7 protein-coding genes are annotated in these 6,974 nt (G+C 68.1%); 2 read left to right on the forward strand and 5 right to left on the reverse strand.

Annotation, left to right across the window (positions count from 1 at the left end; genetic code table 11):
* From RMN86_RS17835 to RMN86_RS17850, 4 genes are all read right to left on the reverse strand, one after another.
* Positions 1–704, reverse strand: a 704-nt coding sequence (locus tag RMN86_RS17835; RefSeq protein WP_309607206.1) for an efflux RND transporter permease subunit, incomplete at its 3' end; no start/stop codon positions are given.
* Positions 701–2,179, reverse strand: a complete 1,479-nt coding sequence (locus tag RMN86_RS17840; protein WP_309607207.1) for an efflux RND transporter periplasmic adaptor subunit — start codon at positions 2,177–2,179, stop codon at positions 701–703. The genes RMN86_RS17835 and RMN86_RS17840, both read right to left, overlap by 4 nt.
* Entirely contained in the window at positions 2,176–3,405 is a 1,230-nt protein-coding gene (locus RMN86_RS17845) for a TolC family protein (protein WP_309607208.1), read from the reverse strand. Before RMN86_RS17845 ends, RMN86_RS17840 begins: the two co-directional genes overlap by 4 nt.
* Before the next feature lie 230 nt (positions 3,406–3,635).
* On the reverse strand, positions 3,636–3,998 hold the full coding sequence (locus tag RMN86_RS17850) for a hypothetical protein (RefSeq protein WP_309607209.1): 363 nt from the start codon (positions 3,996–3,998) through the stop codon (positions 3,636–3,638).
* Positions 3,999–4,595: 597 nt separating this feature from the next.
* Here RMN86_RS17850 and RMN86_RS17855 point away from each other — a divergent pair.
* Positions 4,596–5,543 carry a cation diffusion facilitator family transporter gene (locus tag RMN86_RS17855; protein WP_309607210.1) on the forward strand — a complete coding sequence of 316 codons (948 nt, stop codon included), beginning with the start codon at positions 4,596–4,598 and terminating at the stop codon, positions 5,541–5,543.
* A 332-nt stretch (positions 5,544–5,875) separates the two neighbouring features.
* Here the strand turns inward: RMN86_RS17855 and RMN86_RS17860 are convergent, their stop codons facing one another.
* The gene (locus RMN86_RS17860) at positions 5,876–6,019 is read right to left on the reverse strand and encodes a hypothetical protein (RefSeq protein ID WP_309607211.1); all 144 of its coding nucleotides are present in this window, start codon (positions 6,017–6,019) and stop codon (positions 5,876–5,878) included.
* A 65-nt stretch (positions 6,020–6,084) separates the two neighbouring features.
* On the opposite strand from RMN86_RS17860, the gene RMN86_RS17865 reads away from it, so the two are divergent.
* The coding region (locus tag RMN86_RS17865; protein WP_309607212.1) for a hypothetical protein at positions 6,085–6,974 on the forward strand (890 nt) is incomplete at its 3' end.

The raw sequence follows: 6,974 nt of genomic DNA on the forward strand, positions 1-6,974 counted from the left end.
CCGGAGGCGCGGACCATATATTCGGCCTCGGCCAGTTCCAGGACCGAGCCGCCGGTCTCCTGGTTGGCGGCCTGGATCGCGGCGACCACCTGCTGGTGGGTGACGCCATAGGCGGCAAGCTTCACCGGGTCGAGCACGACCTGATACTGCTTGACCATGCCGCCGATGCTGGCGACCTCGGCCACGCCGGGCAGGGTCTTCAGCTCATAGCGCAGGAACCAGTCCTGCAGGGAACGAAGCTCGGACAGGTCGTGATGGCCGGTGCGGTCGACCAGCGCATATTCATAGACCCAGCCAACGCCCGTCGCGTCCGGCCCCAGGGCCGGCTTGGCCCCCGCCGGCATCCGGCTCTGGACCTGATTCAGATATTCCAGAACCCGCGACCGGGCCCAGTAGAGGTCCGTTCCATCCTCGAACAGGACGTAGACAAAGCTGTCGCCGAAGAAGGAATAGCCGCGCACGGTCTTGGCGCCCGGCACCGACAGCATGGTGGTCGCCAGGGGATAGGTGACCTGATTCTCGACGATCTGCGGGGCTTGGCCCGCGTAGGGCGTGCGGATGATGACCTGTACGTCCGACAGGTCCGGAAGCGCATCGACGGAGGTCGACTGGACGGCCAGGATCCCGGCCGCCAGCAACGCCAGGGCCGCCATCACCACGAAGAAGCGGTTGCGGACCGAGGCGCGGATCAGGGCCGCGATCATTGGGCGGCCGCCGGGCCCAGGCGGCGGACGACGGGACCCTCCGGTGTCTGTTGAAAGCCAAAGCTGACCTGGTCGCCGATCTTGAGACCCTTGGCGAGCCCTGGCGCGCCAAGCTTGAACGTCATGGTCATCGCGGGCCAGCCGATCGCGGGGATCGCGTGATGGCTAAGGGTAATGGCGCCGGACGTGAGGGTCTCGACCCGACCCCGGCCATCGTACAGCGCCGCAGATGGCGCAACCGACGCCGCGGCCTGGGCCGTGGCGAGCGGGCGGGCTCGCAGGCCCGCCAGGCTGGCCTCGGAATCGATCAGGAACTGGCCCGAGACGACCACGTTCTGGCCCGCCTCAAGTCCCGCCAGGATTTCGGTGCGGCCGCCGTCTTCGCGGCCGACCTGGACCTCCACAGGCTGGAAGCGCCCGCCATCTTCCGCCAGCATCACCAGGGTCCGCTTGCCGGTGCGGATCACCGCCTCCGAGGGCAGGAACAGCGCCGGGCGGCCGGCGCTGGCGAGGTGCACCGTGGCGAACATGCCGGGGCGCAGCCGGGCGCCGGGGTTCGCCAGCTCGACACGCACCTGCAGGGTGCGGCTGTCGGCCTGGGTCGTCGGCAGGATCGCCGTCACCCGGCCCGAGAACGTTTCGCCTGGAAAGGCCGCGAGCTCGGCGCGGGCCGATTGGCCCACGCGGACCTGGCCCGCCAGCGCCTCCGGGACGGCGGCGTTCAGCCACACCGACGCCAAACCGGCGACCTGCGCCAGGGTCTGGCCCGTGTTGACCGTCATGCCCTGCCGCACCTCGAGCGTCTGGATGGCGCCGCCCTGCGGCGTGGAGACGGTGACAACCGGGCGCGCCCGCCCATCGCGCGCGACGGCCTCGATGAGCCCCTCAGGCATGCCCAGCAGCCGCAGCCTCTGCCGCGCGGCGGCCTCCAGGGCCGGACCGCCAGCGCGCCGCACGGCCAGGTATTCGGCCTGAGCGCCGCCCCAGCTTGGGACGAGGAGGTCGGCAATCGGCGCGCCGGCGGGCACGATGTCGCCGGGGGCCCGCGCGTAGACCCGTTGAACGAAACCGGCGGCGCGGGCCTGGACGACCGCGACCTGCCGCTGGTTGAAGTCGAGAACGCCCGCGGCGTCCAGGCTTTGCGCGAAGTCGCCTCGCCGGACAGTCGCGATGCGAACGCCCAGGTTCTGCGCCGCGGCGGGGTCGATCCTGACGCCCGACACGCCGACCGCCGCGTCCGCATATTTTGGGATGAGGTCCATGTTCATGGAAGACTTGCCAGGACCTTGATGGTGCTCGAGCGGAATCATCGGGTCGTACCAATAGAGGGGTTTTGGGCGGCCAGCCGCCGCGACGGGCGCCGGGGCCGACGCCTTTTGCAGATGGGCGAGGCCGTAGCCGCCAGCACCGGCCAGGACCGCGACCGCGGCGCCAGCCAGAGCTAGGCGCGGGGGAGACATGGACAGGACGGTCATTGGGCCTGGCTTCCAAAGGTCAAGACGATGCGGGCGCCGTCGCGGGCGACATCGGCTTCACGGTTGATCGTATCGACCCGGGCTTCCGCAAGGGACAGCAAGGCCTGCAGGACATCGGAGAGGCTGGCGGAGCCGGCGGCATAGCCGGCGGTTTCCAGGTCGGCGCGCCGTTTGGCCAAAGGCGTCAGGGTCTCCTGCGCGCGGTGCAACCGGTCGTGGTGCATGGCGTGATCCGCCAGTCCCGCATCCAATGACGCGAGCAACTCGCGCCGCGCCGCCTCGCGCTCGATCCGCACGCGCTCCGCGGTCGCCACGCGCGCGGCGATGACGGGGTTTTGCCGCGTCGAGGCAAACAGCGGCAGGCTGACCGTGGCCTGCACCATGACCATGTCGCCAAACCGGGGATCGCGACGCTGGTAGGCGAGCTCCCAGCCCCAGTCGGAGCGCCGTTCGGCCCTGGCGGCTCCGACGTCCGCGTCGGCCTGCCGGCCCATTGCGTCGTAGACGGCCAGCGCCGGCAGGTGATCAAGGCCGGCATGCAGGGCGGCTGCGTCGATATCGTAGGCCGGGGGGGCGCCCGCAATGTCGGCCTCGGCGTCGCCGGTCCAGCGCACCAGGTCGGCGCGCGCCCTTGCGACGGCCGCGACCAGGTCCGCGCGCCGATCGCCCAGCGCGGCGGTCAGCTGTTCCGGCTCCAGGGTCTGGGCGGGCCGCTGTGCGCCGGAAGCGACCTGCGAGGCGGCGGCGTCACGCAGCGGCGCCAGCGCCCCCTCGATCTCGTCGAGGGCCGCGAGCCGGCGCCGGGCGTAGAACAGGTCGATCCACGCCAGAGCGGTGTTGAGCCGGACCTCACGGCCCTGCGCCGAGCGGGTGGCCTCGGCGGCGCCGATATCCGCCTGGGCGCGATCCCGCGCCGACCTTCGCTTTGCGCTGTTGGGGAAGTCTTGCATGACACCGATCTTGGCGTCGCTGAAGTCGTCGCGCTCTGGACGGCCGGCGTTGGGTCCGGAGACCGGATAGCCTTCGACGCCGAAGACCAGCTTGGGATCAGGCAGGCGACCGGCCGCGACCGCCGACGACCGCGCCGCGCGCACATCGGCGGCGCGGGCCTGCAGGATCGGCGCCGACAGGTCGGCGCGTTTCAGCGCCGCCTCGAATGTCATTGGGGCGGCATTGACGGCGCCGGCGAGCGTGGCCAGCAGGGTGAGGAGCCAATAGGGGCGCATGGGGAGGTTCCGTCGGACCGAGGCCCGCTGCAGGGGTGGGGACAAAGCCCCCGGCGGCGACCAGAAACTGGATCTTCATCTCAAAAATCCTCTGGAATCGATGGGGCAGGGTCGCGACGCGCGACCCCAGGGATCGCCTCCCGGGCTCCGGTCTTGTGCTGGGCCAGGGGCGCAGCCGATCGGCGGCCTGGACGCGTCTCAAGGACCCGATGGCGCGAACGCCGGCGGGCCTAGGCCATCGATTTGGGAGGTCTCTTCAGCCCAAGGGGCTCGTAGGCCTGGGCCAGGACGGGAGGTCCCGGGTTCAGGGACGCGCGCACGAACCCGGGCGAGGTCACCGCTGACCCCGGCATGGCCACGGCCGCGGCGCAGAAGGTGGCGCAGGCCTGGGCGCAGCTCCTGGAGTCCATCGTCTTGTGCGGGGCGCCAGGGTCGCAGCAGGGGCTGCTCGGCCCCTTGTCGGGCGCGGCCTGCGTCATTCCGGGCATGGCCGCCGTCTCCACCGACGGCATCATCGCCATCCGGTCCTGTCCGCACGCGACCTGCGCGGCCGCGGCGGTCACCGGGCTGACCAGCAGGGCTAAGACGGCCATCAAAGCGAGAAGACGTTGCATCTATCGCGCAAATCTACGCCGAAATCATCAGCCTGTCGACACCGGCCCCTTGAGCCCCAGCGGCCCGGCTCCCCACCGCTGACGCCCTGGGCGCTGGGTGGGGAGCCGATCAGGTTGGCTGTGATCCTGGGCGCAAAGGCTGTGGTCAGCCAAGACCTCGATGACCCGGCACTCGGCCGCCGGTCCGTTGCAACCGGCGGCGACCATGTGGGCGAGTTCCTCCCGAAGCGCCTGCAACTGAGCGATCTTGGTCTCGACGGAGGCGAGCTGCTCCCGGGACGCGCGCCTGGCTGGCGCGTCGGTGCTGCAGGCGCTGATCGGGGTCAGCCGCACCGTCCACCGCTAAGCGCCACATCCTCGAGGACGAAGCGCGGCTGTGCGCCTTCGTCGCCACGCTCTCAGACCTGCCGGACATCGGATTGATCACTCTCCAGGAGGTCGAGGTGCTGTGGCCCTCGCCGAAAAACGCACCTTGATCCTCCAGTCGCTAGAGGATTCACTCCCGCATGGCAGGACCGCCAAGGGTGACCATCGCTCTCGGGCCCGTTCCCGCGCAGAACCCACAAGGACCTGTTGATGCCCGCCCACGACCATCACGATCATGCGCACGGGGATGGCCACGACCACGGCCAGGGCGGCCACAGCCACGCCCCCGCCAACTTCGACCGGGCCTTTGCGATCGGCGTCAGCCTCAACGTTGGCTTCGTCGCGGTGGAGGCGATCTATGGCGTGCTCGCCAACTCCCTCTCACTGCTGGCGGACGCGGGTCACAATCTGGGTGATGTCGCGGGCCTCCTGTTGGCCTGGGGCGCGGCCTGGCTTTCCCGGCGCGCCCCGACCGCAAGGCGGACCTACGGCTACGGACGCACCTCCATCCTGGCCGCCCTCGCCAACGCGGTCCTGCTGCTGGTGGCCATCGGCGCGATTGGATGGGAAGCGGTCCAGCGGTTCAAGTCGCCAGAGCCGGTCCATGGGCTGACGGTGATGATTGTCGCCGCGGTCGGCATCCTGGTGAACGGCGGCACGGCTCTGCTGTTCATGCGTGGGCGCAAGGGCGACATCAATATTCGCGGCGCCTTCCAGCACATGGCGTCCGACGCCGGGATCTCGGCCGGTGTCGTCGTCGCCGGCCTGGTGATGATGCTCACCGGCTGGCTCTGGCTCGATCCCGTGGTCAGTCTTCTCCTCGTCGGCATCGTGGCCGTCGGCACCTGGAGCCTGCTGAAGGATTCGGTGGCCCTCGCCATCGATGCGGTGCCGGCCGGAATCTCCCGCGACGCGGTGTATGAGCACCTGCAGGGGCTGGACGAGATCAGCGCCGTGCATGACCTGCACATCTGGCCGCTGAGCACGACATCGACCGCGCTCACCGTGCATCTGGTTTGCAGCGGGGACCGCATCGACGATGCGTTGACCGGTCGGATTGTCGAACAACTGAAGGCGCGGTTCAGGATCGACCACGCGACCATCCAGTTTGAGACCGGCAAGCTCGATTGCCATCTTGAGCCCGACCATGTGGTCTAGCTGCGAGTCTCAATAGGTTGTCCATCCGACCCGGACGGGAGACGCTGCGGTCGTGAAGGTGGCGGTGGAGGCGGTCGGACGGTCTGTTGTTTCCAGTCATTTCGTTCCGGATTTGTTCTTGACATGCTGCGGCGTTTATATACTTTGCAAACAGGCTAGGCCTTACGGCTCTAGATCGCCGACACTGAGGATGGCTGTGAGCCCGACCGTTAGGGCGGCTTCGCGGGCGGTGAAGGTCGGCCAATGCCCGGCCTTCCAAACCACGATTAGGGCAACGCTGACCCAAAAGACAGCGACGATGAACGCGGCTGAGAACACCGCCCGAGCGACTCTCACTCGGACTTCTCAGCCTTCGGCGCAGGTGGCGCAGTCGCCAGCTTCTTCAGCCGCTCGTCAAACGCGGCTTCGTCGTCGTCGCACTCCAGCTCGCGGGCGAGTTCGCGGAACTTATCAACCTGTGGTGTATCGCTTTCCAATGGTCTAGCCTCCTCTCGGCCGAGCGCAGAAACATACGCTCGACGTGGTCGGGGGGCCATCACAGATGCGGATTCTTGAAAAACCGGTTCCGATTGGTCGGATATTCCTCGACCTTTCCAATCCTCGCCATGAACCCCTGACGACCGAAGACCAGGCCATCGAATACCTCTGCGCCAACGAAGAGGTTTGGCCCCTGGCCCGCGACATCACCGCTATTGGCATCAATCCTCTTGAGCGTGTCGCTCTGATCCCCATCAAGGGACAGAAGGGCGCCTACACGATGGCTGAGGGCAACCGACGCCTCTGCGCCCTCAAGCTTCTCGACGACCCCGACAGGGCGCCAGCTAAGCTGCGGAAGGGGTTTGCGACCCTTGCCGCGAGGCGCGCACCACCAAAGGAGTTCTTCGGGGTCGAATTTGACGACGAAGAGGAAGTCCGCCCTTGGTTAGAGCGCATGCACAACGGCGCCTATGCCGGGCGCGGGCGCCGAGATTGGAACGCTGACCAGTCGCAGCGCTACAGCGGCAGCAATAAGAACAAGGTAGCCCAGGGATTCCTCGACTACGCCGTCGCCGAGGGGCTGATCTCCGAGGATGATCGAAAGGGCAAGTTGACCACGGTCCAGCGATTTGTCGGGATCGGCGAATTTCGGGAGGCGATGGGTCTGGACGCGACCAACCCTGACGAACTCACAAGGACACGACCCAAGGCGGAGTTCGATACCATCGCTCGCCGGTTCATTCGGGACCTGCTGAAGGGGGACGAGGTCAATTCCAGGAAGAACAAGCCGGATGTCGTTGTCTATTCCCGCCCCCTTGGCTCACTGCCCGGCGTTACCGCGGCCCGTATTGACCCCGAGCCGTTGACCTCTGACGGCGCAGCGTCTGGCGCCAAGAAGGGTGGCAAGCGGAAGGCCACGCCCAAGAAGCCCCAGAAGGCCAAGCATGTTGAATA

The sequence above is a fragment of the Phenylobacterium sp. genome, assembly GCF_031360265.1.
Lineage (GTDB): Bacteria > Pseudomonadota > Alphaproteobacteria > Caulobacterales > Caulobacteraceae > Phenylobacterium.

Coding starts and splice junctions, on each gene's coding strand:
- RMN86_RS17840 (WP_309607207.1), bottom strand. CDS start 2,179: ATGACCGTCCTGTCCATGTCTCCCCCGCGCCTAGCTCTGGCTGGCGCC.
- RMN86_RS17845 (WP_309607208.1), bottom strand. CDS start 3,405: ATGCGCCCCTATTGGCTCCTCACCCTGCTGGCCACGCTCGCCGGCGCC.
- RMN86_RS17850 (WP_309607209.1), bottom strand. CDS start 3,998: ATGGCCGTCTTAGCCCTGCTGGTCAGCCCGGTGACCGCCGCGGCCGCG.
- RMN86_RS17855 (WP_309607210.1), top strand. CDS start 4,596: ATGCCCGCCCACGACCATCACGATCATGCGCACGGGGATGGCCACGAC.